Origin of the sequence: Ensifer sp. LC384 (assembly GCF_001695865.1) — a bacterium.
In the GTDB taxonomy this organism is placed as follows: domain Bacteria; phylum Pseudomonadota; class Alphaproteobacteria; order Rhizobiales; family Rhizobiaceae; genus Ensifer.
The window spans coordinates 171368-198313 of record NZ_MBST01000004.1 but is presented as its reverse complement, the minus strand read 5'-3'; the positions used below and the strand labels follow the sequence as shown (position 1 = coordinate 198313).

The window sequence follows — 26946 nt, the reverse complement described above, 5'->3', positions numbered from 1 at the left end:
CGGTCAAGCTGCGATGATTTCGGCCATGTATTGAGGGTTTCGGCCGGCTTTGTTTCGTCTGAGCTTGATGCTGCGCTTGTCTTTATGGCTTCGAACCATGTTGATGGCGAAGTGGCGGACGATGGCCATGTTGGCGGGCCCATGTCCGGTTCGAGATCGGGCGGCGTCCTCGTTGAAGGTGACGTCGAGCACCCAGTGCAGCGAGTTCTCGATGGCCCAATGGCCGCGGATGGCCTCGGCGAACTGGAGCGCGGTCATCGAGCGCGAGGAGATATAGAAGCGGACCTGGCTGCTTTTCCTGGACTTTTCATAGACTTGCGCTTGCACCTTGATGATGGTGGCGATGGACGGGAGGCGGTATTCGCCGGGAAAGCGCCTGTCGCCGGAGAGCCAGTCGATTTGCGTGGAGACGGTGACCCGCCGCTCTTCGACCCGGCCATGGCCCTTGTCGACTTCGATGACGGTTGAGGTGAGGTTTTCCGGAGCATCGGCAAAGAAGCGCTCGATCTCGCCCATCAGACCGGGCTGGTTGGCCTTGGCTGCCAGCAGGTAATCCGCGCCCGCATCGAGCACCGCCTGGGCGGTTTTGGCATTGCAGGCAATGGCGTCAATGGTCACGAGTGCGCCCTTCAGGCGATCCTTCTCGGCCAGCCGTTCCAGCAGCAAGGGGATGGTGTCCTGCTCGCAGCTTGCCGTCGCCACCGCCTCCTGTCCGAGAACCAGCCGTTCGCGGGTGGCGAAAGCCGAGACGAGATGCAGTGCCGCCCGGCCATTGGAGCGGTCATGGCTGCCGCGCGAGGTTTTTCCGTCAATCGCCACCAGCGCCGGAGCATCGGGGCGAAGCGTCGAAGCCCACGACATGAAGCAATCCGAAAAGAGCGCCGGATCGATCCGGTTGAGCAGGATGCGCAGCCAGCGCGAGCCGGGTATGCCATGGTGATAGGGCAGAAAACGCCGCAGGAACGGCAGGTTATCCTCGCCCCATTCGACAATCTCGTCGAAATCGTCACACGCCCCGATCGTGCCGCAGACCACCAGCAGAAGCACCTCCGGCAATGGATGGGCCACCCGCCATTGCTCCCGCTCATCCTCAACCAGCCCAAAATGGTCCAGCAAAACCCGCAGCCGCGGGCGATCATCTTCAATCATGTCGGCCTCCAGATCACCAACACTCTTGAATCAGACTCGTACGCTTCCCGAAATCCCCGTTAACCTGAGTTCAGGGCCGTGGTGGCCGCAGGCTCGTCGTTGACTTCGCAGGTGATGAGAGGAGAATGTCCCTTTATGCGTCACAACGTGAGACGAAGGGCGCCAACTATGACTATCGCAAGGAAACTTCAGGACTATATCGACGGCGAAGGGGTCGCCTACGACACCGTCGCCCATCATCGTACAGCGACAACCAGCCAGTCGGCGCGAGCTGCGCATATCCCGGGCAGCAGACTGGCCAAGTCAGTCGTCGTACACCACGAAATGGGGTACGTCCTCGCCGTTGTTCCGAGCACGCACCGGATCGAGCTCTCCACATTGCAGAGTGTTATGAACAAGCGCCTTGGCCTCGCCTCGGAGGAGGAGGTCAGTTCGCTTTTCGCCGATTGCGACATTGGCGCGGTGCCGCCGATCGGATCAGCCTACGATGTGCCGATGATCCTCGACGAAAGCCTCGGCGACGCCAGCGACGTCTATTTCGAAGGCGGCGACCACAAAACACTGGTGCATGTCACCGGGCCTAACTTTCGCAGCCTGATGAAGGATGCGCAGGTCGCTCGCTTCAGCCACCTACCGTAGACGCGACGATCCTGCATCGTGCGCCTCGCAGCGGTCGACGCGGAGTGGTGCCTGCGGGGGGCCCAGAGAGCGTGTTGGAAGCCACGCCTTCACCTGCGATCTTTAAAGTTCACGGAGGACTGAAAGACTGGCACAGAAGAACGCACCAAAACATAGGTGTGAACGTCTAGGGAATGCTGAGGAATGTGCCTTCAGTTAAGGCTTTGAAATTGTTGGCGCACCCGAAGAGATTCGAACTCCTGACCCCCAGATTCGTAGTCTGGTGCTCTATCCAGCTGAGCTACGGGTGCGTTCCGAAGCGGCGAACCGCTTGCGTGGCGATCCTCTAAAACGTCCTTCCGGGGATTGCAAGCGCCTTTCCCGAAAAAAGTTTCATTTTTACGACGGAAAGGTCTGAAGCTGTGGATTGGCAAGGCGATATCGGCGTCCGATATCGCCCGCAAACCCCTTTAATGGCGGGCTTTTGAGCGAAACGCATCGAGCGGCACCGGGCGATCCGGTAATTCTATGCGAAAAAGCGTTCCCGGCGTCGGCTTCTCGACCAGAGCGATCGTTCCACCATGGGCGAGCACCAGTTCGCGCGCAATCGCCAGGCCGAGGCCGGTGCCGCCGGAGCGTGCCGAGCCGCGGAAGGCGGCAAAAAGGTTCTCGCGCGCCTTCGGCGGCATGCCTGGGCCGGTATCGTCGACGGAAATGGTGACGACGCTGCCCATGCGCATCGCCGAAACGCTGACGACGCGTGGCCGGCCGTCCCCGGCCTCGTGATTCGTCAGGGCCTGGACGGCGTTGCGGCAGATATTGTGCACCACCCGGAACAATTGCTCGCTGTCGGCATCGACCTCAAGGTCGTCCTGCACCTGAATCTGGAACTCGATGCCGGATTGCGGATCGATCGAAAGCAACTCGGCGACATCGGAGACCAGCGGCCTGAGTGCGACGAAACGGCGATGCGGCTCGGCCTCGGTCGTGCGGCCGTAGGAGAGAACCTCGCGGGTATAGCCGACGGCGCGATCGATCGCCCGCAGCAGCGTCGGCGCGAAGCGCTTGACGACGGGATCGTCGACATCGGCGAGACGGTCGGAGATCAGCTGCGCGGACGACAGGATGTTGCGCATGTCGTGGTTGATCTTCGACACCGCCAGGCCAAGCTCGGCAAGGCTCTTCTGCTGCTTCAGCGTCTTCTGCAGCTCGCGCTGCATGCTGGCCAGATGCTGGCCGGCGACCGCCAGTTCGTCACGCCCCTCCGGCGGAACGAGCACGCGCGCCGGATTGGAGGGATCGTCGGAGAATTCCTGCATGCTCGCCGTCATCCGCCGGATCGGCACGATCAGCATCCGGTTGATGGCAAGAAAGATCAGGGTCGCGGTAATCAGCGAGATGATGATCGACAGGAAGAACACGTTGCGGGAATAGACGAGCATCGCCTTGTGCAGGCTGGCGTCCGCCATCACCAGTTCGATCACCGCGTCGCTTTCACCGAGCGGCCCATAGACGCGCACCACCCGGTCGCCACCGAAGAGCAGCGTATCGAACGCATCGCGGATCGCGGCAAAGGCAGTGAAATTGGCAGTGTCGTATTCGCCGTCGATCTCGGAGGGCATGTCGGCGGCGGCGATCATCCGCGAGGCATCCTTGCGGCGAATGACGATCGCTTTGGTGCCCGTCGCCATCAGCGTGTCATCCTGCACGTTGCGCGGCAGCTCGACATTCTGCAGGCCGTCGACGACGACGGCAGCGGCAGCGACGGTGTTCAACCGATCCTGCAGCCAGCGGATGCGCATGTTGGCAACCGAGGGCACGAAGATCAGCACCTCGGCCAGCATGACGAAAACGATCGTCAAAAGCAGCAGCTTGCCCGAAAGCCCGCGGAAGAAGCCCGCTGCGGCTCGCGGCGCTTCACTCACCGTCGTCGGCTGCGCCCCTTCGCTCATCGTCCCGAAAATTCCCTGTCCGTCAGCCGAAATACCGCAAGGCCCTGATGGCGGACCGTACGACGGCAGTCTTCGCCAAGGGCGCATAATAGGAGATGACCGCCTGTTTTCCAATCTCGGAAAGGGTCGGATAGGGTGCGACATAGCCGCGAACCTGCTTGAGCGTCATGCCGTTGGCGACCGCAAGCGACCACATGTTGATCAGCTCCCCTGCGCTGGCGGCGGCTATGCCAACACCGAGGATGCGTCCACGGCGGCCGACGACGATCTTGATCAGGCCCGCCTCGATCCCGTCGGTGCGGGCGCGATCGCTCGTGGCAAGATCGGTCCTGATGATGTCGACGGCGCCGAGTTTTTGCCGCGCCTCGGCCTCGCTCAATCCGACCTCGGCGATTTCCGGATCGGTATAGGTGACCCTCGGCACGATCGCCCTGTTTTCGCGCGCCGGCAGCCGAAACAGCATCTGCTGCAGCACGAGCCGTGCATGGTAGCTCGCCACATGCGTGAACTGCAGTCCGCCTGCAGCATCGCCGATCGCGTAGACCCGGCGATTGCTGGTCCTGAGATCCGGCCCGACCTCGATGCCCTTGTCGCTGTAGTCCACACCGGCCGCAGCAAGGCCGAGGGATGCATGGTTCGGACGACGGCCTGCTGCAATCAGGAGATCGCTGCCTTCAACTTGGAAAGCGCCGCTTCCGTTTTCGCACCGCAGAATGATCCGGCTACCGACGTGTTCGGCCGCCAGGATCGTCGTTGCCTCGTGCAGGACCACGCCCTCGTGCCGAAGCGCGGCAATGGCGATCGAGGCCAGCTCCGGATCGGCGTCCAAAAGCGCCCGTCGGCTTTCGATGACGGTGACGTCGGCACCGAGCCGGCGATGGGCCTGCGCCATCTCGATGCCGATCGGTCCCGCACCGACAATGACCAAATGAGCCGGAAGCCGGGTCAGATCGAACAGGGTCTCGTTGGTCAGGAACGGCACGGTTTCCAGGCCCGGAATGGGAGGGACGGCAGGCGAGGAGCCGGTGGCGATGACGAAACGCCGGGCACGGATAAGGTGATCGCCGGCAGCAACGGTGTTCTCATCGACGAACCGGGCGGAGGACTGCAGCACCTCGACGCCGAGCTCGGTAAAGCGCTCGACGCTGTCGTGCGGCGCGATGCCGGCGATGACCGCCTGGATGCGGGCATGAAGGCGCTTGTAATCGACGACGGGCTCGCTTGCGGTCAGGCCGAACCCACCCGCCATGCGGATCGCCTGCGCGTGCCTGGCGGCGGCGATCAGCGTCTTCGACGGCACGCATCCATGGTTCAGGCAATCGCCGCCCATCAGCCCGCGCTCGATCAGCACCACGGGAACGCCGAAGGCAGCGGCGCCCGCCGCCACGGAAAGTCCGGCGGCACCGCCACCGATCACGCAGATATCCGGATTAATGACCTTCGCCACGCCTGCCCCACGCCCGTCAAACAGCCTTGCGGCGCGACCATACTCGCTTGAAGACGAGTGGCAATGCCGCAATGAGCGCAAGTGCCACAAGCGCCAAAGTCAACTTCGGCGTGGCGAAATCCGAGAATGACAGCTCGCGACCGGCAGCGGTCGAGCGGGCAATCACCTCGTCGAGCCCGCCGCCGAGCCAGGCATAGGCGAAGGTGGCGGGAATGATGCCGATCAAGGTTGCCATCGCGAACGTCCTCAATCTCACCTCGAAAAAAGCCGGCGCGATGTTGACGATGAAGAAGGGAAAGACCGGCGCCAGCCGCAGGACGAGAAGATAGAGAAACGCATTGCGGCAGAACCCATCGGAAAAACGCGCGAGAAACGGCCCGGCGCGCCGCCGCAAGAGATCACCGAACACGCTGCGGGCCGCCAGAAACAACAGGCATGAGCCGAGCGTCGCGGCAGCAACGACGAGAAGACCGCCACCGGCATACCCGAAGAGAAAGCCGGCAAAGATCGTCAGAACCGAGGCGGCTGGGACCGAGAAGGCAACCACCGCGACATAGACGAGGAAAAACAGACCGGCCGCCTGAAGCGGATAGGCTTCGACATAGAGGCGCAACGCCTCGCGGTGATGGACGAGTGCGCTCAGCGAGAGATAACGCTGAAGACCGAAGGCGTAGGCGGCAAAACCGCCGGCGACAAGCAGGGCCAACAGCACCAGGCGCCACGCGATCTTGCCGCGGTCTTCGGGCGAGCCCCCGTCAAGCGCCTGCGGCGGCGTTGGGCGGGCATCCCCGGCTCTGTTGATGGCGCTTCGGTGCATGTGATTTCGTTTCTTGGAAAACTCTGTCCTTGCAGTATCGGGAATCCATACCGGGCACCAATAACGAATGGTCGCGTCGCAAAACGTCAGCGTGAACGGACCGACAAGACAACTCACGTTGCCGTGACACAACAGTCGCGGCGGCGGCACCCCTGCCTTGATCGCAGTTTTTCCAGGGAAAACGCCCGCGGAGACGTCAGTCGTCCGCGGGCGTCAATGGTTGCGATCCGTCAAACCGGTCGGATCAGAACTCTTCCCAGTTGTCCCTGGCGACGGCAGCCGAGGATCCGCCGCTGAAGGCGCGGGCGACGTTGCCCATCATCCGGCGCGCGGGCGATTCCACCGGACGGCTGGTTTCCCTGGCCGGCGCAATCGTGCGCGCCGCCGCAGCGCCATCGAGCTTGAAGTAGGCGATCAGGCTCGCCAGGTTGTTGGCTTCCGCCGACAGCTTGTGGGTCGCGGCATTGGCCTCTTCCACCATGGCGGCGTTCTGCTGAGTGACCTGGTCCATCTGGTTGACGGCGGTGCTGACTTCGCCGAGACCGGTCGACTGCTCGCGCGCAGCCGTGGCGATCGAGTGGATATGATCGTTGATCTTGAGCACGCGCTCCTCGATCTCGCCAAGCGCCGAGCCGGTCTCCTGCACGAGCCGGACGCCGGTTGCGACTTCCGAGCCAGACTTCGAGATCAGGGCCTTGATGTCCTTGGCGGCACTCGCCGCCCGCTGGGCCAGCTCGCGCACTTCCTGGGCGACGACGGCAAAGCCCTTGCCGGCATCACCGGCACGCGCCGCCTCGACGCCGGCGTTGAGCGCCAGCAGGTTGGTCTGGAAGGCGATCTCGTCGATGACGTTGGTGATCTGGCCGATCTCGCTCGATGCCTGCTCGATCCGGCCCATCGCCTCGACCGCATTGCGCACGACAGCGGCGGATTCGGCAGCGCTTTCCTTGGCTTCGTTGACCATCACGGTCGCTTCCTGCGCCCGCTCGGTCGAGCTCCTGACGGCCACGGTAATCTCGTCGAGAGCGGCGGACGTCTCTTCAAGGGCGGCGGCCTGCTGCTCGGTGCGCTTCGACAGATCATCGGCGGCAGAGCGAAGCTCGGACGAATTGCCGTTGATCGAGTCCGTGGTGACACGCACTTCGCGCAGCGTCTTCTGCAAGGTCGACAACGTTTCGTTGACGTTCTTCTGCAGCTCGGCGAAGGCGCCCTGGAAATGACCGTTCATGCTCTGTGTCAGGTCGCCGCCAGCAAGGCTGGCGATGACGCGGCGCGTTTCGGCAATGCCGGCATCGACGCTGCCGACAAGTTCGTTGACGCTCGACGCAAAGCGGTTGAGATCGTCGTTCTCGTAGTCCTTGCCGATGCGCTTGGTGAAGTCGCCGGCGGCCGCAGCCGAGACGACGACACCGATGCTCGTCTGCAGATCGGCGCTCTTTTCGCGCAGCGCCGCTTCCTGGGCGTTGAGATCGCGAACGGCAAGGCCGTTCTGCTTGAAGATCTGCACAGCCGCAGCCATTTCGCCGATTTCGTCCTTGCGATCGGCAAAGGGCACGTCGGCGGAAAGGTCGCCGCCGGCCAGCAGCTTCATCTTGCCGGTGAGGTCGAGGATCGGCCGACTCAGATGGTTGGTGCCGATGTAGAAGGCGGTGCCGATACCAACGGCAAGCCCGAGCCCGGCGATGCCGAGAATGATGACGATGACCGAACGCTCGAACGAGGCGATGTCAGCCTTGACGGTCTCGAGCGTTGCAAGGTTGGCTTCGACGACGGCGTCGATCTCGGCCTGGAACGCCTTGCGGTTGGCGCGGTTGGCATCGGTGTTGCCCTGTTCGTTGGCCGCCTTCGGAGAAACCTCCTGGCCGAGACGCGCTGTTTCGACGCGGAACGTCTTGAACTCCTCGGCGCGCTTGGTCAGCGCATCGAACGAGGCGAGCGTTTCGGCCGGCACGAGCGGGCGCCATTCCTTGAACAGCGTATCGATCTTTTCGAGGTTCTTCAGAATGCCCTCTGCAAAGGGCTTTGCTTTTTCGATGGTCGGCGCTGCGTAAATCCCGCGCGCTTCCATGACGACGCCGGTCACCAGTCGATTGAGGTGCTCGCCGTTGAAGGCGCGCTCCGAAGCGTTCTGATACTGATGGAACCGATTGTTGTATTGAGAAACGACCAGCAGCGACATGCCTGTCACCGCGATCGCCAGGAGGCTCATCACCCCGACGATCAGATTGATCTTACCACGTATTTTCATCCCTGCCTCCACGACACCGCAAGACTTGTCCGGTTATCGGAAGGGTCGCGGCCTCATTGCACCACAGCCACGCTAAAATATGCATGGTTAATAAAGATCGCCGTGGACAGCCGGCATTCTGGGGAGTGCCGGTTAGCGCTCTGTTTACCAGTCTGAGATAGCGCGTTGCGGGTTGCGCGTGCGAAATCGGCCCGCCACGGAGAACGGGATCCGATCACTTTTGCCCATCGAACGGGCCGCATGATTGACTTTCCGGGAAATTTGCCTTTATAAGCCGCGCACGTCCGGCCAAACCTGCCTGCCCGACAGGCGGAGCTATGTCTGGAACGTAAACGCTCCTTGCTACAGGCAAACCCAAGAAGGGCCGCACACCGCGGTATTAAAATAAATGAAGCGTACTTACCAACCGTCCAAGCTTGTTCGCAAGCGCCGTCACGGCTTCCGTGCACGCATGTCCACCAAGGGTGGCCAGAAGGTCCTCGCAGCCCGCCGGGCTCGTGGCCGCAAGCGTCTTTCGGCTTAAGCCGAAGTTGCCCGAAACCAGTGTCCGGGCACATGACGTCAGATAAAGACAAAACGACTGTCGGGCGGCTGAAAAGCCGTCCGCAGTTTTTGGCCGTTCGGGCAGGAGAAAGCCGTAGAGGCCCGCTGTTTCTCCTTGAAGTGCTCGACCGCAACGATCCGGAGGGCGAAGCCCGCGTCGGCTTCACCGTTACCAAGAAACACGGCAATGCCGTCGAGCGAAACCGGATGCGCCGACGCCTGAAAGAGGCGGTGCGGCTTTCCGCCGGGTTTGCAATGAAACCCGGACACGACTATGTGATTGTCGCGCGACGCGATCTCCTGAATGCCCCCTTTCACGCCTTGACCCGGGGGCTTGGCGAGCGCATCGAAAACAAGCCGAAACAGAAGCGGCCGCCGGCCGGTTCCAGGAAACAATGATGGAAAAAAACCGCAACTATTTCGTGGCGATTGGCCTGTCCGTGCTGATCCTCGTCGCCTGGCAGTTCCTTTACGTCAATCCGAAGATGGAAAAGGAACGCATCGCTGCGGAAGCGCTGCAGGCCCAGCAGGCTCAGCAGGCCCAATCGCAGCCGGGTACAACGGCCCAGCAGCCGGCGACCGGTCAGGCCCTGCCTGGCGGCACAGTTCCGGGAACGGGCGAAAACCGCGACCAGGCGCTGGCGAAGTCGGCCCGCGTTGCGATCGACACCCCGGCGGTTTCCGGTTCCATCAACCTGACCGGCGCACGCTTCGACGACCTCAAGCTCAAGGCCTACCACGAGACCGTCAGCAAGCAGAGCCCGATCATCACCCTGTTCAGCCCGGCCGAGACCACCGACGGCTACTTCACCGAAATCGGCTATGTCGGCGATGCGGCAAGCGGCAGCGTGCCCGGCCCGCAGACCGTCTGGACGCTTTCGGGCGGCGACAAGCTGACGCCTTCGACCCCGGTGACGCTCAGCTACACCAACGACAAGGGCATCACCTTCAACCGGACGATCTCGGTCGACGAACGCTACATGTTCCAGGTGGTCGACAGCATCAAGAACGGTACGACTGAGCCGGTGTCGCTGTCGTCCTACGGCCGCGTGACGCGCTTCAACAAGCCGACGACGCCGAGCGTCTACGTTCTGCATGAAGGCTTCATCGGCGTCATCGGCGATCATGGCCTGCAGGAAGTCGGCTACTCGAAGATCGAGGACGATAAGGCAATCGAGCCGGGCAAGGCGACCGGCGGCTGGCTCGGCATCACCGATAAATATTGGGCTGCAGCGGTCGTTCCGCCGCAGGCAACGCCTTACGAGACCCGTTTCTCGCACTTCACCGACGGCCGCGCCCGCTACCAGAGCGACTACAAGAGCGACGCAATCACGATTGCGGCCGGTCAGTCCTCGGAACTCAAGAACCTCGTTTTTGCCGGCGCCAAGGAAGTTCCCGTCGTCGACAACTATGAAGCCGCCTATTCTATCCCCAACTTCGACAAGCTGATCGACTGGGGCTGGTTCTACTTCATCACCAAGCCGATGTTCAAAATGATGGATTACTTCTTCCGTCTGTTCGGCAATTTCGGCATCGCCATCCTGACGACCACGATCGTCGTCAAGCTTCTGTTCTTCCCGCTCGCCAACAAGCAATACGCTTCGATGGCGAACATGAAGAAGGTTCAGCCGAAGATGGAAGAACTGAAGAAGAAGTTCGGCGACGACCGCATGGGCCTGCAGCAGGCGATGATGCAGCTCTACAAGGAAGAGAAGATCAACCCGCTCGCCGGCTGCTGGCCGATCCTCATCCAGATCCCGGTGTTCTTTGCGCTCTACAAGGTGATCTACATCACCATCGAGATGCGGCACGCGCCGTTCTTCGGCTGGATCCACGACCTGTCTGCGCCGGATCCGACGACGCTCTTCAACCTCTTCGGCCTCCTGCCGTTCGACGCACCGTCCTTCCTGCATCTCGGCGTCTGGCCGATCATCATGGGCGTCACCATGTTCGTGCAGATGCGCATGAACCCGACGCCTCCGGATCCGACCCAGGCGATGCTGTTTACCTGGATGCCCGTGGTCTTCACCTTCATGCTGGCATCGTTCCCGGCTGGTCTGGTGATCTACTGGGCCTGGAACAACACGCTTTCGGTGCTGCAGCAGTCGATCATCATGAAGCGCCAGGGCGTGAAGATCGAACTGTTCGACAATCTGAAGAACCTGTTCTCGAAGAAACCCAAGCCGGCGGAGTGACGCCGGCAAACCAAGCCTTCAAAAGGCCCCGGACCTTAAAGGTCCGGGGCCTTTTTGTTCGTCCCGCTGTTCTCATCGGCGAACGGCTGCCCCGGTAAATCCGGCCGGTTCGTTAGCTGCGCCGTGCCGAAAGCTTGACATCGCCGGCCAAAACCGTGAAGCCAAGGCCAATCTTGACGAAGGAATGAAGACCGATGGCCGACACAAAGACAAAAGACGACAAGCCGCTGTTCGGCCGGCCGTGGATTTTCATTCGCGGCGTCCCGGCGATGAAGTTCCTGCCGCCGGAAGGGCCGACCGAAATCGCCTTCGCGGGCCGCTCCAATGTCGGCAAGTCGTCACTGATCAATGCGCTGGTCGGCCAAAGGGGACTGGCGCGCACATCCAACACCCCCGGACGCACTCAGGAACTCAACTATTTCGTGCCCGACGGCTATTCCGGCGAAGCGGGCGACCTGCCGCCGATGGCGCTGGTCGACATGCCCGGCTACGGCTATGCCCAGGCACCGAAGGAGCAGGTGGATGCCTGGACCAAGCTGGTGTTCGACTACCTGCGCGGCCGCGCGACGCTGAAGCGCGTCTATGTGCTGATCGACTCCCGCCACGGCATCAAGAAGAACGACGAGGACGTGCTGTCGCTGCTCGACAAGGCAGCCGTCTCCTACCAGATCATCCTGACCAAGACGGACAAGATCAAGGCCGCCGGCGTGCCGCGGCTGGTTGCCGAGACGCTCGAGAAGATCAAGAAGCATCCCGCCGCGTTTCCCGAGGTGCTGTCGACCTCGTCGGAGAAGGGTGAAGGCATCGACGAGCTTCGCGCGACGATCGAGCTTGCGCTTTCGCGCTGAGAGCGACAATCGCCCTCCTGCATAATTCCTTAAATCGGAATCGATTTAAGGCGAAAATTATGCGGCACGGTTAAAGCGTTACAGCGTCCTTAGCGCGTCATGTTTGACGCGCGGCGCTGTAAAGTCTTTGATCTCCGTCACTACCCTGACATGCAAACCGCTCTATCTCTGCCGTGCAGTCGCGCGCTTCCTTGCGCGATAGCGTCAAGGATAGGAGAGACACATGTCCGATTTGATCGTTGTGGGATTCGATACGCCTGAAGAAGCCGACAAGGTTCTCGTCAAGCTCGCCGGCCTCAAGAAGGAATATCTGATCGATCTCGAGGACGCCGTCGTCGTCGTGCGAGACGCGGAAGGCAAGGTCCACCTCAAGCAAAGCCTCAACCTGACCGCGATCGGGGCGACCTCTGGCCTCTTGTCCGGCTCCATATGGGGCGGACTTGTCGGGTTGCTGTTCCTCAATCCGCTCGCCGGTTTTGCCATCGGCGGCGCGCTTGGCGCCGGTGCCGGCGCACTTTCCGGTTCGCTGACCGACTACGGCATCGACGACGAATTCATCAAATCGCTCGGCAACACCATCCCGAACAACTCGTCGGCGCTGTTCATCCTGGTGCGCAAGGTGCAGCCGGAAAAGGTTCTGGCCGAATTCTCGGGCCTGCGCGGCCGCGTTCTGAAAACATCGCTGTCACCCGAGCAGGAGCAGAAGCTCCAGGCGGCACTCTCCGACGCCCAGACGCCTTCGCCGCAAGCCGGCACGTTCTAAGTGCGACGTTCCTGCGGGCGCAGTTCTTTGCCCGCAGGAACCACTGTCAGGCGCTGGCCGGCACGAAGGTCAACGCGAAACCATTGATGCAATGGCGCTTGCCGGTCGGCGGCGGACCATCGTCGAAGATGTGACCGAGATGTCCGCCGCAACGATGGCAGTGACATTCCGTGCGCGTCATGAACAGTGACGTGTCCTCGCGTGTCGCCACGCCGCCGGGCAAGGACTGCCAGAAACTCGGCCAACCCGTGCCGCTGTCATATTTGGCTTCGGACGAATAGACCGGGAGCGCGCAGCCGGCGCATTGAAAGGTGCCCTTACGCTTTTCATTGTTGAGTGCGCTGGTAAACGGACGCTCGGTGCCCTCCCGGCGCAGGATCCGGTACTGCTGGTCTGTCAGGATCGCCCGCCATTCAGCGTCGGTCTTGGTGACCTCGAACGTTTCGCCGGAGGCAGCGCGCGCCGGAAGCGGAAGGCCCTTCGCCAGCGCGATCGCGCTCAGGGTTCCGCCGAAGATCAGAAAATTCCGCCGGTTCACGATCGAACCCTCCTTGTCATGCCCTTCGCGCCGCCGAGGTCGAAGATAGCCGCCGGCCGGTCACCCGGCAAAACAAGACCGATCAAAGCGCCGTGAAGGAGCAGAGTTGAAAAGGCCACCGATCGCAAGCGATCGATGGCAGGAGCGCCGGAGCCACGAGACCTCCGGCGGCGGATCGCCTGCGAATGTCCGCCGCGGCGATCCGGAGGAAGTGGAAGGGTCAACCCTTGGGCAGCAGCACCTTGTCGATCACGTGGATCACACCGTTCGACTGCTTGACGTCGGCGATGGTGACGGTGGCCGTGCCGCCGGTCTCGTCGGTGAGCGTGATCTTGCCGCCGTCATCCTTGGCTTTCAGAACGCAACCGCCGACCGTCTTGACGTCGTGTTCGCCGCCATCGTCCTTGACCATCTTGGCGATCGCCGACGACATCGCATCGGCGGAAACGACATGGCACGTGAGGACCTTGGTCAACTTGTCCTTGCTTTCCGGCTTCAGGAGCGTGTCGACCGTGCCGGCCGGGAGGGCGTCGAAGGCCTCGTTCGTCGGCGCAAACACCGTGAACGGGCCCTTGCCCTGCAGGGTCTCGACCAGGCCGGCAGCCTTGACCGCCGCAACCAGCGTGGTGTGATCCTTCGAGTTGACGGCGTTTTCGACGATATTCTTGTCCGCATACATCGCCGCGCCACCGACCATCGGGTTTTCGGCATGGGCGATTGCAGCACTCGCGGTCAGTATGGCCATGGCTGCGAATGAACGGATACCAAAGGGGAACATCTTAGTCTTCCTTCCTGTTGAACCTGTCAGGGAGGCGACACCCAGCCGCCTCGTTGAAACTGCCGTTCCCTCCTCGGGAACATGACAAGCAACGGAAGCCTTGGAAAAAGAGTTTCAGGAAATTTCGGATTGCCGATCGGTTTGGCGAAAAATCACGTTGGACGCGGCCGAGGCTACGGAAACGGGAAGGAGCGCGCGTGCTGATTTAGAGATCGCGGGCCTTGCCGAGTGCGATGATCGGGCCGGTGGCCGATCCGGTCGGCGAGCCGCCGAGCGGCTCGATGCTGACGGCAAGAACCGAGCCTCGCGAAAATTTCGCCCGCATGGCCGGGGCGATGATGATCTCGCCCTCACCGGTCTGGGGCAGCACCCCGAGGGAAACGGCCGGATTGTCGCCGTTGATGAGCCACAGTTCCAACGACTTCTGCTTCGCCTGCCGCGTGGCAACGGGCGTCACCCTCAGATGGCCGGAATCCCGATCGAAACGGGCGACGAGATCGACCGAAATACCTTTGCCGGTCATTTCGGCGACAAGCGGCCGGCCGCCGGAGGGCGGCGCAAACAGGCCCGCCATGGACGCGCCCATGATGGCGACCGCCGCGAGCGAGGCGAGTGCCAGGCCGCGCCACAGGGCAAGCGATTGCCAGAGACCCGCCCGCACCGGGACCGCGGTTGGCGACGACGCCGTTTCGAAAAGCCGGCGCTCGATCGCGGCGAACGTCCGTGCCGGCGGCACGACGGGATCATAGGCTTCGTCGAAGGAGGAAAGGTTGTTTTGCCAGCGCGTGACCATGGCGGCGAAGTGGCGGTCGGATGCAAGGCGAGCCTCGACCTTGCGGCGGTCGTCGGCGGACAGCACGCCCAGCACATATTCCCCGGCGATCACTTCGTCGCGGCGGAAATCTCCTTTGTCGGGGGTGGACGCTGTCATCGCTCCATGCACTCTCTCAACTTCAACAGGCTGCGCCTCAACCAAGTCCGCATCGTGTTCAGCGGCACAGCATATATTTCAGCCAGTTCCTGGTAACTCAGACCTTCGACATAGGCGCGCCGCACGGCGTCCGCCCGATCGTTCTCGAGCTCCTCCATGCATGCATCGATACGCCTGCCTTCTGCTCTGATCACTGCCGATTTTTCCGGATCGGCAGCAGGATCAGCCAAATCATAGGCTTCGTCAATCGCGTTGGCGATGGGTTTGCGCGCCCGGATCACGTCGATGGCGCGGTTGCGCGCAATTGCCGCCAACCAGGACATCGGCGTCGGCTGGCCGGGAGAAAAACGGTCGGCGTGCTGCCAGATTCTGACGTAGATTTCCTGCAGCGCTTCTTCCGCTTCACTCCGATCTCCAAGGATACGCAGACAAATGGCGAAAAGTTTCGGACTGGTCAGCCGGTAAAGTTCGGTAAAGGCCGCGCGATCCCTGAGCGAAACACGGCCGAGCAGTCCGGAAATTTCGTCGTCGATCATTGCCAACCCGACCCGATGCATTCCTGAGACAGGACATAGGGCACAAATCGCGATCCGCCAGCGTGCATCGTCATTGCTGTTTTATGTTGCTCGCCGATCATTCCATCGACCGGGAAGTTGCGCTAAACAGCAGCCGGTATTTTTCGAGGGTCCGCCATGTCCGCCAATGAAAGTGAAATCCAGGCACGCCTGCTTACCCAGGCCCTGCCCTACATGCAGCGTTACGAGAACAAGACGATCGTCGTGAAATACGGCGGCCACGCCATGGGCAATGCCGAACTCGGCCGGGCCTTTGCAAGCGACATCGCGCTGTTGAAGCAGTCGGGCGTCAACCCGATCGTCGTGCATGGCGGCGGCCCGCAGATCGGCGCGATGCTGACGAAGATGGGCATCGAATCGAAGTTCGAAGGCGGCCTGCGCGTCACCGACGAAAAGACCGTCGAGATCGTCGAGATGGTTCTGGCCGGCTCCATCAACAAGGAGATCGTCGCCCTCATCAACCAGACCGGCGAATGGGCGATCGGCCTTTGCGGCAAGGACGGCAACATGGTCTTCGCCGAAAAGGCGCGCAAGACCATCAAGGATCCGGATTCCAACATCGAGCGCGTGCTTGATCTCGGCTTCGTCGGCGAGGTGGTCGAGGTCGACCGCACGCTGATCGACCTGCTTGCCCGCTCGGAAATGATCCCGGTGATCGCGCCGGTAGCGCCCGGCCGTGACGGACACACCTACAACATCAACGCCGACACCTTTGCCGGCGCCATCGCCGGCGCGCTGAACGCCACCCGTCTCCTGTTCCTGACCGACGTTCCCGGCGTGCTCGACAAGGAAGGCAAGCTGATCAAGGAACTGTCCGTGGCCCAGGCACGGGCGCTGATCGCCGACGGCACGATTTCCGGCGGCATGATCCCGAAGGTCGAGACCTGCATCGAAGCGATCAAGGCCGGCGTCCAGGGCGTCGTCATCCTCAACGGCAAGACGGCGCATTCGGTGCTGCTCGAAATCTTCACCGAGCGCGGCGCCGGCACGCTGATCGTTCCCTGATCGACAGCACGACGAGAAGCATGGAAAAGCGGGATACGGTGTTCGGGCCGTGTCCCGCTTCCATTTTGGGCCGATTCTTTACAGCGCCGCGCGTCTATTTAGACGCGCAAAGGTCGCTGTAACACTTTGAGTTGCTGCATAATTTTGCCCTTAAATCGATTCCGACTTAAGGAATTATGCAGGAGTGCGTTTCCGGTCTAAGCTAGCCACAGAAGCGCTCTATCTCCTCGTTTCTGCGCACTTCCTGACGGAAATCCGCTTCGCGCATGTCCTGGAAATGCTCAGGCCTGGTAAACGGCCTGGGCTTCCTGCTTCAACTTTTCGATCATCGCCCGGTAGGGGAACGGGCCATAGCTGACGCGGGCGACGCCGGCGCCGGCCAGCGTCTTCAGATCCGGCGCGCCGGGCCGCATCATCACATTGACCGGCAGGCTCGAGGCGGCACAGACCTTGGCGATCAGCCCGGCATCGACCAGCCACGGCACGAAGAAGCCGCTGGCGCCGGCGTCGGCAAAAGCTTTTCCGCGTGCAATCGCCTCGTCGACGAGGCCGGCATGGCGGGCGGAATCGCTCTCTTGCAGGAACAGATCGGTGCGGGCATTGATGAAGAAAGGCACGCCGCGGCGGTCCGCCATCTCGCGGATCGCGCGGATGCGGGCGGCCTGCTTTTCGACCGCATGCACGCCTGATTTGCCGACCACCTGATCCTCGAAGTTGATGCCGATGGCACCGACGTCGATGAGACGCGAGACGTTGGCGGCCCCCGTTGCCGGATCGTCGGAATAGGCGCCCTCGAAATCGACCGTGACCGGCAGCTCCGTCGAGCAGACGATCAGCCGTGCGATATCGGCAAGCAGCGCGAGCGGAACCTTCTCGCCATCGCCGAACCCGTGCGCGGCGGCAATCGACCAGCTGCCGGTCGCGAGCGCCTTGGCTCCAGCTTCGGCGACGGCCTTGGCGCTGCCGGCGTCCCAGATGTTGTAGAGCACCACCGGATCGCCCTTGCGATGCAGAGCGGCGAATTCAGTGGCCTTTTCAGTCTGGTTCATTGCATTTCCTCCGCAAACAATCCCACAGGTTTCATCTTGCCTTCGTGCCGGAGCAGCCATTGCTTGCGCCACAACCCACCGCCGTATCCCGTCAGCGAGCCATCGGAGCCGATGCAGCGGTGGCAGGGAATGACGATGGCAATCTGGTTGGACCCGTTGGCTTTGGCGACGGCACGTACGGCCTGGATCGTATCGACCTCGCGCGCGATGTCACCATAGGAACGCGTTTCGCCGAGCGGAATTTTCACGAGCTTCGCCCAGACCGCGCGCTCGAAGGCGGTGCCGCCAAGCGCCAGCGGCGTGCGGAACTCTGCGAGTTCGCCCGAGAAATAGGCCTTCAGCTCCGCTTCCATCTGGTCGATCGGCGCGGTGCGGCCCGGCACGATCGCCGAGCGGGTCTTACGCTTCAGGTTCTCCAGCTCGGTCGGCAGCGCCTTGCGGTCATGAAATTCGAGGATATGCAGATGCGTCTTGTCGGCGACTACCACCATCGGTCCGAGCGGCGTATCGATGCGGTCGGCAAACAGAAGCTCGCGGCCCTGCGACATTGCCGGCGCTTCGCCGAGCAATTTGGCAAAGGCGGCGCGAAAGCCGCTCGGCGATTCGTATCCAGCGTCGATCTGCGCATCGATGACCCGGCCGCCCTCGGCGAGCTGCCTTGCGGCAAGGCCCAGGCGTCGATGTCGGGCCAGGTCGAGAAAGGTGATGCCGAGGTTGCGCTTGAAGGCACGGCGAACGGTCGAGGGATCGTGTCCGCGCCGAACCAGGTCGTCTTCGGTCCAACGGCGCTCGGGCGCTGACTCCAGCGCCTGCAGCAGGTCATCGACCAGCGGATCCTTGGCGCCGACGGTCGCGAGCGGTTTGCAGCGCTGACACGGGCGAAAACCGGTCTCGAGACAGGTGCCGATCGAGCCGACGAAGATTGTGTTCTCGCGCTTCGGCTTGCGGGCGGGACAGGAGAGGCGGCAGAAAATGCCCGTCGTCTTGACGCAGACGAAGGCTGCGCCCTCGTATTCGGTGCTGCGCGCAATCAGCGCATCGTAGAGCGTTTCGTCGGAAGGAAGGTCGAACAACATGCAGCCTTTCTACCATGCCTCCGACGGGGCGGGCGCCGGTTTTCGGGCGTCTATTTTTTCCGGCGACAGCTCAGAGAAGGATGAGCGTCACCACACCGAGCACGATCAGGAGGCAGCCGACGAGTTCGAGACGATTGATCCACTCGCGGAAGATGAAGAAGGACGAGGCGAATGTGAACAGCATCTCGATCTGCGCCACCACTTTCACGATCGCCGCCTGCTGCAGCGTCATCGCCATGAACCAGCCGAAGGAAGCGGAGGCGCCGACGAAACCGACGACGAAGGCAGGCTTCCACGCAGCGGCGATGCGCTTCAGCTCGGCCGGTTCGCGCAGCACGATCCAGATCAGCATGACAGCCGTCTGCAGCAGAATGACGAAGCCGAGCGTGAAGCTGGCCTGCATCATGTAGTCCGGCGCCGGCAGGCTGGGCGCCAGCGCCAGCGAGGCCGAACGATAGGAAACGGCCGAAAGCCCGAAGAACGTTCCAGAGAGAAGGCCGATGCCGGCGGTGCGGCTGAAAACCGAGGTGACCAGCGAGCGCGGGCTGAGCGTCGTGCGGGCAACCGAAATCAGCATCACGCCGACGACGGAGATGGCGATCGCCACCAGCGTGCCCTCGCTTGCCCTCTCCCCGAGAAAAATGAGGCCAAAGAGCGCTGCCTGGGCCGGCTCGGTGCGCGAATAGGCGGTTCCAACCGCGAAATTGCGGAAGGAGAACAGGTGCACGAGCAGGAAGGTCGCGGCGATCTGCGCCAGGCCGCCGACCACCGCCCAGAGAAAGAAGGTGCCGTTCGGCACCGGCAGCGGATGGCCCGCCACGCGCCAGAGCACGAAAAGATAGAGAAACGCAAAAGGCAGGCCGAAACCGAAACGCACGAAGGTGGCGCCGGTCGTGCCCATGACGCCCTTCAGATGTTTCTGCATGGCGGAGCGGACATTCTGAAGGAAGGCCGCAGCGACGGTGATGAGTACCCAGGATTCCATGGCTGCGAGCTAGCATGCGGGTCCGGATGTTGCCAAGAACTCAGTGCAGCCGCAGCGCTTCAGTCCAGCTTTTCCTCAGCCTCCACCAGTTGGGCGGGCTGACTGAATGTAAGCGGAGGCCCCTCCTCCTCGAATGTCTTCACGCGCTGGTCGTAGTGTGGCGAGATCGTGCCCAGCACGCGATCCCAGAAGGAGAAATAGTTGGCGTAGTTGTACCTGAAGCCGGAATGATGCTGGTCATGGAACGTCGTGCACAACAGAGGGGACGGATAACGCGCCGTCGACGAGGCGAAGTACTCGAACCCGCAGTGCCCGATCATGCCGTTGAAATGTTCGAACAGTCGGTGTCCGATGAGGATCGCTGGCGGAAACGGGACGACGAAAACGATGACGGCTGAAAAACTCTGCAAAAGGAAGTTGTCGAAGACATCCTCCGAATAGGTGCTCCAGATCGTCGGTGCGACGCTTCTGTGATGAAGGGCGTGCAGCGAATAGAGCCACTTGGTGTGCAGCAGCCGATGCATGAAATAGAACCAGGTATCGTAGAGGAACATGCACAGGATGAAGAGCGGCGCCGCCGCCCACCAATTGAAGGTCCAGGGTGCCGGCGCCCAGCCCTTTTGCTGGGCGTAGAGGCCGATCGTCAACGGCAGGCAGGCGCTGAACATCGACGCCAGGCTCTGGCGGATCTCCGCCTTGCGGCGCTTGTCAGAACCGCGTCCCTTCTGAATCTTTCTCTCTGGATTGCGCCCGTTGAACCAGGTGAGGCCGTAGCCGAGAGCGAAATAGGTAACGACTGTCGTGGCGTAAAACCCGAACAGAAACAGCAGATAGAACAGTTCGTCCGACATTGGCATCTGCCGTCCCAGGTCAAAAACCGCGCCGGCCGAAAGATGCCATGCCGTTTTGGCAAGTCAAAGTGGAAATGTGCACGTCGGCAGGACAACCCACGCTCGGACGTGCATTTTGTCGTTTGCCGCCATTCACCGCCATGTCATAAGGCGGTCATGAAAAAGCTCGACCGCCTGCCGACCCACGACGAATTCGCCCATGTCACCGACTGGGTCTTCGACCTGGACAACACGCTCTACCCGCATCACGTCAATCTGTTCTCGCAGATCGACCGCAACATGACGGCTTACGTTTCGGCGCTGCTGTCGCTCGAGCCGGCGGATGCGAAGAAGCTGCAGAAGGACTACTACCGCGACCACGGCACGACGCTCAAAGGCCTGATGATCCATCACGGCATCGACCCGAACGACTTCTTGGAAAAGGCGCATGCGATCGACTACAGCATCGTGCCGCCGGACCCGACGCTGGGTGAAGCCATCAAGGCGCTGCCGGGGCGCAAGTTCATCTTTACCAACGGCAGCGTCGCGCATGCGGAGATGACCGCCCGCGCGCTCGGCATTCTCGATCACTTCAGCGACATCTTCGATATCGTCGCTGCCGATTTCGTGCCGAAGCCGGCCGGCGAAACCTATGACAAGTTCATGAGCCTGCACCGGGTCGATACTCGAAATGCCGTGATGTTCGAGGACCTGCCGCGCAATCTCCTGGTTCCGAAAACGCTTGGGATGAAGACGGTACTATTGGTGCCGCGCAACTTCGAATACGAGTTCGCCGAATCCTGGGAGCAGTCCGGAGACGAGGACGAGCAGATCGATTACGTCACCGAGGATCTCGCCGGCTTCCTCAGGCGCGTGGTCGCCGACCTCTGACGTCGACACAATTTGGCCAGGGAAAAACCCCTTTCCGGCCAAAGACTTAAATTACCAAAGTTTAACTGGTGCCTGTCTTCCAGCGGCCTATCATTCGTTCAGGGATAACCCGATCGAAAGGAAGCATGATGCGGAACAGAACCCTGATCCTTGGCGTGACCGCCCTTGCCGTCGCCATCACCGGAATGGCTGCGCCATCATTTGCCGCCAGAGAAAAATTGACGCCCGAGCAGCGGGCCGAACGCATGATCAAGCGACTGGACACAAACAGCGATTCCAAGGTTTCGCTTGACGAGTTTCAGGCGCGCATGACCACGAACTTTAGGACCTTCGACACCAATGGCGATGGCCAGATCAGCGCCGACGAGATGAAGGCGAAGCGCCAGGCGTTCAGCGACGCCCGCAAGGCCTGGCATGAAGCCAAGGCCAAGGAAGGCAAGGAACGCGACGCGGCCCTTGCCCAGCTTAGGGAAGCACGACCGGCCATGGTCCCCGGTATGCGGCCCAAGGCCTTCAAGCGGGTCGACACCGACGGCAACGGTTCCTTAAGCGCTGCCGAAGTCGCAAGCGCGAGCGAGAAGATGTTCAAGCGCCGCGACAAGAATGGTGACGGCGTCATCGAGGCCGCCGACTTCAGCAAGAAGATCTAGAGCGCTTCTGGCTCAGACGGAGTCGCAGAAACGCTCTATCCCTTTGTTTTTACGCATTTCCTGACGGAAAGCCGCTTCGCACTTTTCCCGGAAATGCTCTACTGCATGATTCCTTAAATCGGAATCGATTTAAGGACAAAATTATGCAGCAACTCAAAGTGTTACAGCGACCTTTGCGCGTCTAAATAGACGCGCGGCGCTGTAACCCGGATGACGACACCATCCCCTGCCCGGTGGAGCGTGTCGTCTGCGTGGCGCCTCCCCCTCGCATCGGACGCGATTGCAAGGGGGAGGCGTGAATTGCCGCAAGTTCCCATCCTCCCGAAACGACAACGCCGCGCGTCAACTCGAGAACGCGCGGCGTTGTTTATGCATCGGACGAGTATTCCGCCCTCAGGCGGGTACGGCTTTCTATCGTCTTCCGTTTGCCATCGGCACAGCTTTGGAATCGACGGTTTGATAGAAGCTGGAGATAATCTCCCAGGCTTCTTCGGCAGTGTCTACGAACCGCAGCAAGTCCACATCATTCGGTGCGATCGTGCCGAACTCGGCGAGCGCCTCGAAATTGATGATGGTGCGCCAAAATTTCTCGCCGAAGAGGATCAACGGTACCAGAGCCATACGTCCGGTCTGCATCAGCGTCATCGTCTCGAACAGTTCGTCGAGCGTTCCGAACCCACCGGGGAAGACCACCACCGCCTTCGCGCGCAGCAGGAAATGCATCTTGCGGATAGCGAAATAGTGGAAATTGAACGACAGCTCGGGCGTGACGAAGCGGTTCGGCGCCTGCTCGTGCGGCAGCACGATGTTGAGGCCGATCGACGGAGCGCCGACGTCGTCTGCGCCGCGGTTACCCGCCTCCATCACACCCGGGCCACCGCCCGTGACAACCACGTATTCCTTATGGCGCAGCTTGGCGGAATGCTCAGAGCAAAGCCGCGCGAACTTGCGCGCCTCGGCGTAGTAGACCGAGGCAGCTTCGAGGTTCTTGCGCTGGGTATCGTTCTTGGCCGCCCAGGCATTGCCACCGGGCTCGGGAATGCGAGCGCCACCGAACATCACCACGGTCGAGTTGATGCCGTGCTCTTCCAGCATCATCTCGGTCTTCAACAGCTCGAGCTGCAAACGCACCGGGCGCAATTCTTCACGGCAGAGGAAGTCGTCGTCGATGTAGGCCAAACGATAGGCCGGCGAGGCCGATTGTGGCGTGAGCGGAACGGTCTGCGCCCGTTGCCGGCTCTGCGAGCTATCCGCCAGCGGATCCCAAACCCCATCCTTACGGCGCAGACTGCGCTTCTTCATGCGTGCCATGCTATCGTCTTTCCCGTCGCGTTCCGGACAATCGGCATCTCGGGCGGACGCGTTCTGTCCCGTTTCATCGGTCATGAATGCCCCTGATGCCGGAGTCGTCCGGGCTTGCCAAGCCCTGCCGGGACAGGCCGCGCCAAAAAGCAGTTCAACTTTTCCGGACCGGGCCTCGGGCGCCATGCATTCCAGCCGGTGTAGAACACCATGGCTGTTCATCGCGTCGCTGCTTAATTTTGTCCTTAAATCGATTCCGATTTGCGGAATTATGCAGTAGAGCTTTCGCAGGATAACCGCTGAACTTTAAGGAATTCCGATGACGAACCACAACCTCGCCGCCCTGTCGCAGACGATCGACACCGCCTTTGATGATCGCGATTCCGTAAACACCGGAACGCGCGGCGCGGTGCGCGACGCCGTGGAGACGGCACTGAACCTGCTCGACAGCGGCAAGGTGCGGGTGGCCGAGCGTGGCGCCGACGGTAACTGGACCGTCAATCAATGGCTGAAGAAAGCCGTGCTGCTCTCCTTCCGTCTCAACCCGATGGAAATCGTCCGGGGCGGCCCGGGCGAATCCGTGTGGTGGGACAAGGTCGCTTCCAAGTTCGACGGCTGGAGCGTCAACGAATTCGAGAAGGCCGGCTTCCGCGCCGTGCCGAACTGCGTCGTGCGCCGCTCGGCCTATATTGCGCCGAACGCGATCCTGATGCCGTCCTTCGTCAACCTCGGCGCCTATGTCGGCGAAGGCACGATGGTCGACACCTGGGCCACCGTCGGCTCCTGCGCCCAGATCGGCAAGAACGTGCATCTCTCCGGCGGCGTCGGCATCGGCGGCGTGCTGGAGCCGATGCAGGCCGGCCCGACGATCATCGAGGACAATTGCTTCATCGGCGCCCGCTCCGAGGTCGTCGAAGGCTGCATCGTGCGCGAGGGCTCGGTTCTCGGCATGGGCGTCTTCATCGGCAAGTCGACCAAGATCGTCGACCGCGCCACCGGCGAAGTGACCTATGGCGAAGTACCGCCCTACTCCGTCGTCGTCGCCGGCTCGATGCCCTCGGGCTCGACCATGGGCAACGGCCAGCCGGCTCCGAACCTCTATTGCGCCGTCATCGTCAAGCGCGTCGACGAGAAGACCCGCTCCAAGACCGGCATCAACGAACTGCTTCGAGACTGATCCGATGACACCGGAGGGGCGGCAGCCGAGCATGACCTGGCTGTTCTTCAGCCCCTCCGGTCGCATCACCCGCCTGCCGTTTTTCCTCTCCTGGCTTTTCTGGCTGCTGATCGGCGGCTTTGTCGTCGCGCAGATGTTCGCCAATGAGAGCCACAAGACCGCGCTGGCGCTCTGGACGCTGGCGCTGATCGTGTCCGGCATCGTTTCCACGCTTTCGATCGCCATGCTGGCAATCAAGCGGCTGCACGATATCGGCTACCCCGGACCACTCGCGCTCTGCTTGTTCATCCCGGTCTTGAGCCCCATCGTCTTCATTGCGCTCTGCCTCTGGCCGGGCATCCAAGGCCCGAACGAATTCGGCCAACGCAGCGACGAACCCGGCGCCTGAGCGGCGCACTGTACATTTCAGGCCCGAACGCGTATGTAGCGCGCCATGAACAGGCCGGCGACAAGATGCTGGCCGCGGCAATCGGCGCCTGATGACGACCTGATCCAAGGTCTTGTTCGTTTACCGGCGCGAAAACCGAAATCCGAAAGACGAGAGATGACAGAATTCGAAGGGATCGCGCCTGCGATCGCCGAGGCGTTGGCAAAACGCGGTTACAACGAGTTGACGCCGGTTCAAAAGGCGATGCGCGATCCGGATCTGGCGGGCAAGGATGCACTGGTGTCGGCCCAGACCGGCTCCGGCAAGACCGTCGCCTTCGGCCTGGCGCTGGCCCCGACCCTGCTTGGCGATCAACGCCGCTTCAGCGCGGCCGGCGCGCCGCTGGCGCTTGTCATCGCACCGACACGCGAACTGGCGCTGCAGGTCAAGCGCGAGCTCGAATGGCTCTATGAGCAGACCGGCGCGACGATCGCTTCGTGTGTCGGCGGCATGGACATGCGCACCGAAAAGCGCGCGCTGGAGCGCGGCGCCCACATCGTCGTCGGCACGCCCGGACGCCTTTGCGACCATATCCGCCGCAACTCGCTGGATATTTCTTCGTTGCGTGCCGTCGTGCTCGACGAGGCCGACGAGATGCTCGACCTCGGCTTCCGCGAGGATCTCGAGTTCATCCTCGAGGAATCCCCCGACGAACGCCGCACGCTGATGTTCTCGGCAACCGTGCCGCGCTCGATCGCGACGCTTGCCAAGAACTATCAGCGTGACGCCGTGCGCATCAGCACCGCTTCGGAGCAGAAGCAGCATGTCGATATCGAATATCGCGCGCTGACCGTTGCGTCGAACGATCGCGAAAACGCGATCATCAACGTCCTGCGCTACTACGAGGCGAAGAACGCCATCGTCTTCTGCTCGACCCGTGCGGCCGTCAATCATCTGACCGCCCGCTTCAACAACCGCGGCTTCTCGGTCGTGGCGCTGTCGGGCGAACTCAGCCAGAACGAACGCACGCACGCGCTGCAGGCCATGCGCGACGGACGCGCCCGCGTCTGCATCGCCACCGACGTGGCCGCCCGCGGCATCGACCTGCCCGGCCTGGAGCTGGTCATTCACGCCGACCTGCCGACCAACCCGGATACGCTTCTGCACCGCAGCGGACGCACCGGACGCGCCGGCCAGAAGGGTGTCAGCGCCTTGATCGTGCCGATCAACGCGCGCCGCAAGGCCGAGCGCCTGCTCGAAAACGCCCGCATCACCGCCAACTGGGCCCGCCCGCCGTCAGCCGACGAGGTCAGCCGCCGCGACGACGAGCGCCTGCTTGCCGACACGAGCTTTGCCGAACCGATCCGCGAAGACGAAGAAGAGATCGTGCGCGCCCTGATCGAGCTTCACGGCGCCGAACAGATGGCTGCCGCCTTCGTGCGCCAGTTCCGCTCGGGCCGGTCCGCCCCGGAAGACCTGATCGAGGTCGCCGTCGGCGACAGCCGCGCCAAGCCGCGCCGCGACGAGAAATCTGCGCCGCGCGAAGACTATGACGCGCCGCGCGCCGATTTCAGCGACGGCAGCTGGTTCTCGCTTTCGGTCGGCCGCAAGCAGAATGCCGAGCCGCGTTGGCTGATCCCGATGCTGTGCCGCCACGGCAAGCTGACCAAGCGCGACATCGGCGCGATCCGTATGCAGCAGGAAGAAACCTTCGTCGAGATGACGGCAGAGGGTGCCGAGCGCTTCCTGTCGGCGATCGGCAAGGAGGCCATGCTGGAGAAGGGCATCCGGGTGAAGACGCTCGCCGGCGCACCCGATCTGTCGCAGCAGCGCCAGGAGAAGCCGAGCTTCTCGAAGGACAAACCGAGCTTTTCCAAGGAGAAATCGGGCTTCGCCAAGAAGCGGCCGTACTCTGACGATGCCGCGCGGAGCGACGAGCGCGGCGACTTCAAGCCGAAGCGCAAGTTCGATAAGAAGCCGGGCTATTCCGCTGGCCCCGCCCACACCGAAGACCGGCCGCCCGAAAAGCGCGACGACAAGCCCTGGACCAAGAAAAAGGCCAAGCCGAATGCCGGCAAAGACGGCGGCTTCAAGCCCAAGCCCAAGGGCAGCAACGCCAAGAACCGCCAGAGCTAAGCTCGACGCGCACACGCCGTCACAGAACATCAAAAGCGCCGCGATCTGATCGCGGCGCTTTTTTTGTCCGGGATTG

The 26946-nt window shown here is 62.1% G+C and carries 26 protein-coding genes and 1 tRNA gene; 12 read left to right on the top strand and 15 right to left on the bottom strand.

Going from position 1 to position 26946, the window contains the following annotated elements:
* Positions 1-3: 3 nt before the first annotated feature.
* A complete protein-coding gene (locus BC363_RS06180) occupies positions 4-1149 on the bottom strand; it encodes an ISAs1 family transposase (protein WP_065787367.1) in 1146 nt (381 codons plus the stop codon).
* A gap of 168 nt (positions 1150-1317) precedes the next feature.
* Here BC363_RS06180 and BC363_RS06175 point away from each other — a divergent pair, with 168 nt between their 5' ends.
* Positions 1318-1788, top strand: coding sequence for an aminoacyl-tRNA deacylase (locus BC363_RS06175; protein ID WP_065783325.1), 471 nt, complete (start codon positions 1318-1320; stop codon positions 1786-1788).
* A gap of 213 nt (positions 1789-2001) precedes the next feature.
* Here BC363_RS06175 and BC363_RS06170 read toward each other — a convergent pair.
* From BC363_RS06170 to BC363_RS06150, 5 genes are all read right to left on the bottom strand, one after another.
* A tRNA-Arg gene (locus tag BC363_RS06170) sits at positions 2002-2078 on the bottom strand.
* Positions 2079-2237: 159 nt separating this feature from the next.
* Complete coding sequence (locus BC363_RS06165) at positions 2238-3719, bottom strand: HAMP domain-containing sensor histidine kinase (protein ID WP_065783324.1); 1482 nt, start codon at positions 3717-3719, stop codon at positions 2238-2240.
* A gap of 22 nt (positions 3720-3741) precedes the next feature.
* Positions 3742-5166 carry an FAD-dependent oxidoreductase gene (locus tag BC363_RS06160; RefSeq protein WP_065783323.1) on the bottom strand — a complete coding sequence of 475 codons (1425 nt, stop codon included), beginning with the start codon at positions 5164-5166 and terminating at the stop codon, positions 3742-3744.
* Positions 5167-5182: 16 nt separating this feature from the next.
* On the bottom strand, positions 5183-5983 hold the full coding sequence (locus BC363_RS06155; protein WP_065783322.1) for a TVP38/TMEM64 family protein: 801 nt from the start codon (positions 5981-5983) through the stop codon (positions 5183-5185).
* Positions 5984-6227: 244 nt separating this feature from the next.
* Positions 6228-8231, bottom strand: coding sequence for a methyl-accepting chemotaxis protein (locus tag BC363_RS06150; RefSeq protein WP_065783321.1), 2004 nt, complete (start codon positions 8229-8231; stop codon positions 6228-6230).
* Between the two features lie 388 nt (positions 8232-8619).
* Between BC363_RS06150 and rpmH the strand changes: the two genes are divergently transcribed.
* From rpmH to BC363_RS06130, 5 genes are all read left to right on the top strand, one after another.
* Positions 8620-8754 (top strand): 50S ribosomal protein L34, encoded by a 135-nt coding sequence (gene rpmH, locus BC363_RS33260; protein ID WP_012706673.1) that lies wholly within the window; start codon positions 8620-8622, stop codon positions 8752-8754.
* Positions 8755-8774: 20 nt separating this feature from the next.
* Complete coding sequence (gene rnpA / locus BC363_RS06145) at positions 8775-9173, top strand: ribonuclease P protein component (RefSeq protein ID WP_065783320.1); 399 nt, start codon at positions 8775-8777, stop codon at positions 9171-9173.
* On the top strand, positions 9173-10969 hold the full coding sequence (gene yidC, locus BC363_RS06140) for a membrane protein insertase YidC (RefSeq protein WP_065783319.1): 1797 nt from the start codon (positions 9173-9175) through the stop codon (positions 10967-10969). Before rnpA ends, yidC begins: the two co-directional genes overlap by 1 nt.
* 194 nt (positions 10970-11163) lie before the next feature.
* A complete protein-coding gene (gene yihA, locus BC363_RS06135) occupies positions 11164-11817 on the top strand; it encodes a ribosome biogenesis GTP-binding protein YihA/YsxC (RefSeq protein WP_065783318.1) in 654 nt (217 codons plus the stop codon).
* A gap of 223 nt (positions 11818-12040) precedes the next feature.
* Positions 12041-12580, top strand: a complete 540-nt coding sequence (locus tag BC363_RS06130) for a DUF1269 domain-containing protein (RefSeq protein WP_053248837.1) — start codon at positions 12041-12043, stop codon at positions 12578-12580.
* Positions 12581-12626: 46 nt separating this feature from the next.
* Here BC363_RS06130 and msrB read toward each other — a convergent pair whose 3' ends face one another.
* The 4 genes from msrB to BC363_RS06110 all read right to left on the bottom strand — a co-directional run bounded on the left by msrB (position 12627) and on the right by BC363_RS06110 (position 15363).
* Positions 12627-13121 (bottom strand): peptide-methionine (R)-S-oxide reductase MsrB, encoded by a 495-nt coding sequence (msrB, locus tag BC363_RS06125; protein ID WP_065783317.1) that lies wholly within the window; start codon positions 13119-13121, stop codon positions 12627-12629.
* Between the two features lie 217 nt (positions 13122-13338).
* Positions 13339-13863: a fasciclin domain-containing protein gene (locus BC363_RS06120; RefSeq protein ID WP_244519812.1), complete on the bottom strand. Its 525-nt coding sequence runs from the start codon at positions 13861-13863 to the stop codon at positions 13339-13341.
* A gap of 238 nt (positions 13864-14101) precedes the next feature.
* The gene (locus BC363_RS06115) at positions 14102-14827 is read right to left on the bottom strand and encodes an anti-sigma factor (RefSeq protein ID WP_065783315.1); all 726 of its coding nucleotides are present in this window, start codon (positions 14825-14827) and stop codon (positions 14102-14104) included.
* Entirely contained in the window at positions 14824-15363 is a 540-nt protein-coding gene (locus tag BC363_RS06110; RefSeq protein WP_065783314.1) for a sigma-70 family RNA polymerase sigma factor, read from the bottom strand. The genes BC363_RS06115 and BC363_RS06110 overlap by 4 nt, the downstream gene beginning before the upstream one ends.
* Before the next feature lie 156 nt (positions 15364-15519).
* Between BC363_RS06110 and argB the strand changes: the two genes are divergently transcribed.
* The gene (gene argB, locus BC363_RS06105) at positions 15520-16407 is read left to right on the top strand and encodes an acetylglutamate kinase (RefSeq protein ID WP_053248842.1); all 888 of its coding nucleotides are present in this window, start codon (positions 15520-15522) and stop codon (positions 16405-16407) included.
* Positions 16408-16688: 281 nt separating this feature from the next.
* Here argB and BC363_RS06100 read toward each other — a convergent pair whose 3' ends face one another.
* From BC363_RS06100 to BC363_RS06085, 4 genes are all read right to left on the bottom strand, one after another.
* Positions 16689-17456: an isocitrate lyase/phosphoenolpyruvate mutase family protein gene (locus tag BC363_RS06100; protein WP_065783313.1), complete on the bottom strand. Its 768-nt coding sequence runs from the start codon at positions 17454-17456 to the stop codon at positions 16689-16691.
* Entirely contained in the window at positions 17453-18532 is a 1080-nt protein-coding gene (locus tag BC363_RS06095) for a trifunctional transcriptional activator/DNA repair protein Ada/methylated-DNA--[protein]-cysteine S-methyltransferase (protein ID WP_065783312.1), read from the bottom strand. Before BC363_RS06095 ends, BC363_RS06100 begins: the two co-directional genes overlap by 4 nt.
* 70 nt (positions 18533-18602) lie before the next feature.
* Positions 18603-19517, bottom strand: a complete 915-nt coding sequence (locus BC363_RS06090; RefSeq protein WP_065783311.1) for a DMT family transporter — start codon at positions 19515-19517, stop codon at positions 18603-18605.
* A 59-nt stretch (positions 19518-19576) separates the two neighbouring features.
* On the bottom strand, positions 19577-20368 hold the full coding sequence (locus BC363_RS06085) for a sterol desaturase family protein (protein WP_065783310.1): 792 nt from the start codon (positions 20366-20368) through the stop codon (positions 19577-19579).
* A gap of 156 nt (positions 20369-20524) precedes the next feature.
* Between BC363_RS06085 and BC363_RS06080 the strand changes: the two genes are divergently transcribed.
* Complete coding sequence (locus BC363_RS06080; protein WP_083222708.1) at positions 20525-21238, top strand: pyrimidine 5'-nucleotidase; 714 nt, start codon at positions 20525-20527, stop codon at positions 21236-21238.
* A 128-nt stretch (positions 21239-21366) separates the two neighbouring features.
* Positions 21367-21888, top strand: a complete 522-nt coding sequence (locus BC363_RS06075) for an EF-hand domain-containing protein (protein ID WP_161952439.1) — start codon at positions 21367-21369, stop codon at positions 21886-21888.
* 411 nt (positions 21889-22299) lie between these two features.
* Here the strand turns inward: BC363_RS06075 and BC363_RS06070 are convergent, their stop codons facing one another.
* Complete coding sequence (locus tag BC363_RS06070) at positions 22300-23199, bottom strand: LOG family protein (RefSeq protein ID WP_065783307.1); 900 nt, start codon at positions 23197-23199, stop codon at positions 22300-22302.
* A 310-nt stretch (positions 23200-23509) separates the two neighbouring features.
* Between BC363_RS06070 and dapD the strand changes: the two genes are divergently transcribed.
* The 3 genes from dapD (at position 23510) to BC363_RS06055 (ending at position 26870) form a co-directional block, all read left to right on the top strand.
* Positions 23510-24367, top strand: coding sequence for a 2,3,4,5-tetrahydropyridine-2,6-dicarboxylate N-succinyltransferase (dapD, locus tag BC363_RS06065; protein WP_065783306.1), 858 nt, complete (start codon positions 23510-23512; stop codon positions 24365-24367).
* 4 nt (positions 24368-24371) lie between these two features.
* The gene (locus BC363_RS06060; protein ID WP_065783305.1) at positions 24372-24755 is read left to right on the top strand and encodes a DUF805 domain-containing protein; all 384 of its coding nucleotides are present in this window, start codon (positions 24372-24374) and stop codon (positions 24753-24755) included.
* Between the two features lie 156 nt (positions 24756-24911).
* A complete protein-coding gene (locus tag BC363_RS06055) occupies positions 24912-26870 on the top strand; it encodes a DEAD/DEAH box helicase (protein ID WP_065783304.1) in 1959 nt (652 codons plus the stop codon).
* The last annotated feature ends 76 nt before the right edge of the window (positions 26871-26946 follow it).

Bases quoted from the DNA above. Each gene is read 5' to 3' on its own strand.
- BC363_RS06180 (WP_065787367.1), bottom strand. From the start codon at position 1,149: ATGATTGAAGATGATCGCCCGCGGCTGCGGGTTTTGCTGGACCATTTT.
- BC363_RS06175 (WP_065783325.1), top strand. From the start codon at position 1,318: ATGACTATCGCAAGGAAACTTCAGGACTATATCGACGGCGAAGGGGTC.
- BC363_RS06165 (WP_065783324.1), bottom strand. From the start codon at position 3,719: ATGAGCGAAGGGGCGCAGCCGACGACGGTGAGTGAAGCGCCGCGAGCC.
- BC363_RS06155 (WP_065783322.1), bottom strand. From the start codon at position 5,983: ATGCACCGAAGCGCCATCAACAGAGCCGGGGATGCCCGCCCAACGCCG.
- BC363_RS06150 (WP_065783321.1), bottom strand. From the start codon at position 8,231: ATGAAAATACGTGGTAAGATCAATCTGATCGTCGGGGTGATGAGCCTC.
- rpmH (WP_012706673.1), top strand. From the start codon at position 8,620: ATGAAGCGTACTTACCAACCGTCCAAGCTTGTTCGCAAGCGCCGTCAC.
- yidC (WP_065783319.1), top strand. From the start codon at position 9,173: ATGGAAAAAAACCGCAACTATTTCGTGGCGATTGGCCTGTCCGTGCTG.
- yihA (WP_065783318.1), top strand. From the start codon at position 11,164: ATGGCCGACACAAAGACAAAAGACGACAAGCCGCTGTTCGGCCGGCCG.
- BC363_RS06130 (WP_053248837.1), top strand. From the start codon at position 12,041: ATGTCCGATTTGATCGTTGTGGGATTCGATACGCCTGAAGAAGCCGAC.
- BC363_RS06120 (WP_244519812.1), bottom strand. From the start codon at position 13,863: ATGGCCATACTGACCGCGAGTGCTGCAATCGCCCATGCCGAAAACCCG.
- BC363_RS06115 (WP_065783315.1), bottom strand. From the start codon at position 14,827: ATGACAGCGTCCACCCCCGACAAAGGAGATTTCCGCCGCGACGAAGTG.
- BC363_RS06110 (WP_065783314.1), bottom strand. From the start codon at position 15,363: ATGATCGACGACGAAATTTCCGGACTGCTCGGCCGTGTTTCGCTCAGG.
- argB (WP_053248842.1), top strand. From the start codon at position 15,520: ATGTCCGCCAATGAAAGTGAAATCCAGGCACGCCTGCTTACCCAGGCC.
- BC363_RS06100 (WP_065783313.1), bottom strand. From the start codon at position 17,456: ATGAACCAGACTGAAAAGGCCACTGAATTCGCCGCTCTGCATCGCAAG.
- BC363_RS06095 (WP_065783312.1), bottom strand. From the start codon at position 18,532: ATGTTGTTCGACCTTCCTTCCGACGAAACGCTCTACGATGCGCTGATT.
- BC363_RS06090 (WP_065783311.1), bottom strand. From the start codon at position 19,517: ATGGAATCCTGGGTACTCATCACCGTCGCTGCGGCCTTCCTTCAGAAT.
- BC363_RS06085 (WP_065783310.1), bottom strand. From the start codon at position 20,368: ATGTCGGACGAACTGTTCTATCTGCTGTTTCTGTTCGGGTTTTACGCC.
- BC363_RS06080 (WP_083222708.1), top strand. From the start codon at position 20,525: ATGAAAAAGCTCGACCGCCTGCCGACCCACGACGAATTCGCCCATGTC.
- BC363_RS06075 (WP_161952439.1), top strand. From the start codon at position 21,367: ATGCGGAACAGAACCCTGATCCTTGGCGTGACCGCCCTTGCCGTCGCC.
- BC363_RS06070 (WP_065783307.1), bottom strand. From the start codon at position 23,199: ATGGCACGCATGAAGAAGCGCAGTCTGCGCCGTAAGGATGGGGTTTGG.
- dapD (WP_065783306.1), top strand. From the start codon at position 23,510: ATGACGAACCACAACCTCGCCGCCCTGTCGCAGACGATCGACACCGCC.
- BC363_RS06060 (WP_065783305.1), top strand. From the start codon at position 24,372: ATGACACCGGAGGGGCGGCAGCCGAGCATGACCTGGCTGTTCTTCAGC.
- BC363_RS06055 (WP_065783304.1), top strand. From the start codon at position 24,912: ATGACAGAATTCGAAGGGATCGCGCCTGCGATCGCCGAGGCGTTGGCA.